The 2,939-nt window shown below is 37.2% G+C and carries 2 protein-coding genes; both read left to right on the top strand.

The window, feature by feature from the left end:
• A partial coding sequence (locus AC3AX0_RS10675) for an ATP-dependent Clp protease ATP-binding subunit (RefSeq protein WP_487550272.1) occupies nt 1-2,156 on the top strand: 2,156 nt, incomplete at its 5' end.
• Between the two features lie 3 nt (nt 2,157-2,159).
• Nucleotides 2,160-2,939: tetratricopeptide repeat protein (locus tag AC3AX0_RS10670; RefSeq protein WP_487550271.1), on the top strand; the 780-nt coding region annotated here is incomplete at its 3' end.

The raw sequence follows: 2,939 nt of genomic DNA, 5'->3' as shown, positions 1-2,939 counted from the left end.
TGGGAGACATTGATATGAATCAGCTCAACGAAATGGTTGAAAATATTGAAGATGGCGATCCTGAAAATGCAGATAATCCATTCTCAAATCTGTTGAATAGTGCTTTTTCCGGACTTAAAAACAACAGTTCAAATGAGTTCGAAACTGAAGATGACGAGAAAATTGTAGAAGATGAAAAACCGGTAAGCGATGAAGGTGTACTAGGAAATATCAAAACAAAGATGAAGAAGAACAAAAAGAAAAAGAAATTCCTTGATACCTATGGAATAAACCTTACAAATATGGCAAAGAACAAGGAAATCGACAGAATCATAGGCAGGGAAAGAGAAATAGACAGAGTGGTTCAAATACTCAATAGAAGGGCAAAGAATAATCCCGTACTCATAGGAGAGCCTGGTGTTGGTAAGACAGCCATAGCTGAAGGTCTTGCTGTAAGAATCATTGAAAAGCAGGTTCCTGTAAAACTGTTCAATACAGAAATATACCTTCTTGACTTAACTGCAGTTGTAGCTGGAACTCAGTTCAGAGGACAGTTCGAATCCAGAATGAAGGCTATTATAGAAGAAGCGAAGAAAAATGGGAATGTAATCCTTGTAATAGACGAGCTTCACAATATTGTAGGAGCTGGAGAAGCCGAAGGTGGTGCAATGAATGCTGCAAATATCCTTAAGCCTGCTTTGGCAAGAGGAGAAGTTCAGATTATAGGTGCAACAACCCTTGATGAATATAGAAAACATATTGAAAAGGATGCTGCCCTTGAAAGAAGATTCCAACCTGTAATGGTTGAAGAACCTTCCATAGCCGAAAGTATTGAAATTCTCAAAGGAATCAAAGACTACTACGAATCTTACCACAAAGTTAAAATAAGCGATGAAATAATAGAATCTGCTGTTAATATGTCTGAACGGTATATTACAGACAGGTTCCTTCCCGACAAAGCAATTGATGTAATCGACGAAGCAGGTTCAAGAGCAAATCTTATGAACATGGGTCTAGTTGAACTTGAATCTCTAAGATCTGAACTTGTTAAGGTAAAATACGACAAGGAACTTGCCGCTGAAGAGGATGACTATGAAAAAGCAGCAGATTGCAAAATGCATGAAATCAGACTGGATGCAAGAATAGCGGAAATCGAAAAGGAATGCGAAGATGTTCAGCTGACTACAGAGGACATTGCATATGTAATTGAAGCTTGGACAAAGATACCTGTTCACAAAATTTCAGAAGGAGAGGCTGAAAAGCTTCTAAACCTTGAAAGTAGACTTCATAGAAGACTAATTGGTCAGAACAAGGCTGTAACAAGTGTTTCCAAGGCCATCAGAAGAAGCAGATCAGGCTTCAAGAAAAAAAAGAAACCTGCGTCCTTCATATTTGTTGGACCAACAGGAGTTGGAAAGACAGAACTTGCAAGAACTATAGCCTATGAACTTTTTGAAAATGAAGAGGCAATGATAAGACTTGATATGTCCGAATATATGGAAAAACATACAGTATCAAAACTTATAGGAGCACCTCCAGGGTATATAGGATTCGACCAGGCAGGTTTTTTAACTGAAAAAATAAGAAGAAAGCCTTATTCAGTAATACTTCTAGATGAAATTGAAAAAGCGCATCCTGACATCTTCAATATTCTACTGCAGATACTTGAAGACGGAATACTTACAGACTCAAAGGGAAGAACAGTAAACTTTGAAAACACAGTATTGATAATGACTTCAAATGCAGGAACAAGTATAAATGGCAACAAGATAGGCTTCGGCAACAAGGAGCATGACGCTCTTGAATCAAAGGTTAATGATGCACTAAAAAATACTTTTAGACCTGAGTTTTTAAACAGGGTTGATGAAATAATTGTATTTTCAGAGCTTGACCATGTGGAGCTTAGACAAATAATAGATCTAATGGTCAATGAAGTTGCAGATGAAGCCAAAAATAAAAAAATCAAACTCAATGTATCCCACGAAGTGAAGGAATTTATACTGAAAGAAGGATACAGCAGTAAATACGGAGCACGTCCTTTAAGAAGAACAATTCAGAGACTCATCGAAGATGAAATTTCAGAAGCTTACTTGAAGGGAAATATAAAAGAAGGAATGGAAATCAGCTTTATCATGGAAGAAGAAAAGGTAAAACTGATTTACAATGCACAGGAGTGATTAATGTTTAAAGCAATAGACTACAGTACAAGACTAAAAAACAACTATAGAATAATAGCAGAAAGCTTTCTGGAACAAGACAATGTGGAGAAAGCACTTAAGTTTTACGAAAAATCAAAGGTATATATGGGAGAAAGTCAAGACATTGACCTTCTCCTTGATATTGGTTTCATATATTATGAAAATGAAAATCTCGAAGAATCCAAAAACACCTTTCTCGATGCATCTACAATAGATGAAACTGAACCTAGGGCCTACTTCGGCCTGGGAATTGTGAATGAGGAGCTTGGAGAATACGAAGCTGCGGAAGAAGCATATCTTAAGGCACTGGAACTTGATGAGCTTTACCAACAGGCATATTTCTTCATTGCAGGTCTCTATCAGAAAATGGGTGATTTTGAAAAAAGTGAAAAGAACTATTTCAAGTCACTTGAACTTAACAGTAAGGACTACTGGGCCATTACAAACCTTGGTTCTCTCTACGAAGAATTCAACATGAATATAAAGGCGGAAAAGTATTTCAAGGAAGCCTATGAAATTAACAAGAACAATCCAACCTCCGCTTTCAATCTGGGAGTCGTAAATGGTAAAATGGGGAAATTCGATGAGGCTAAAAAGTACTACAAGGCTTCAATGGAGCTAGACCCCAACAATCCCTCCATCTACCTTAATCTTTCTCTTCTATACAAGGTAAAGAGCGATTATATGACTTCCCTTCACTGGCTAAATGAAGGAATCAAATATAAGGCAGACAGCGGTTTTCTGTATTATCACAGAAGCTGC

The sequence above is a fragment of the Dethiosulfatibacter sp. genome (assembly GCF_983023055.1).
This window is presented reverse-complemented; position numbering and strand designations above follow the sequence as displayed.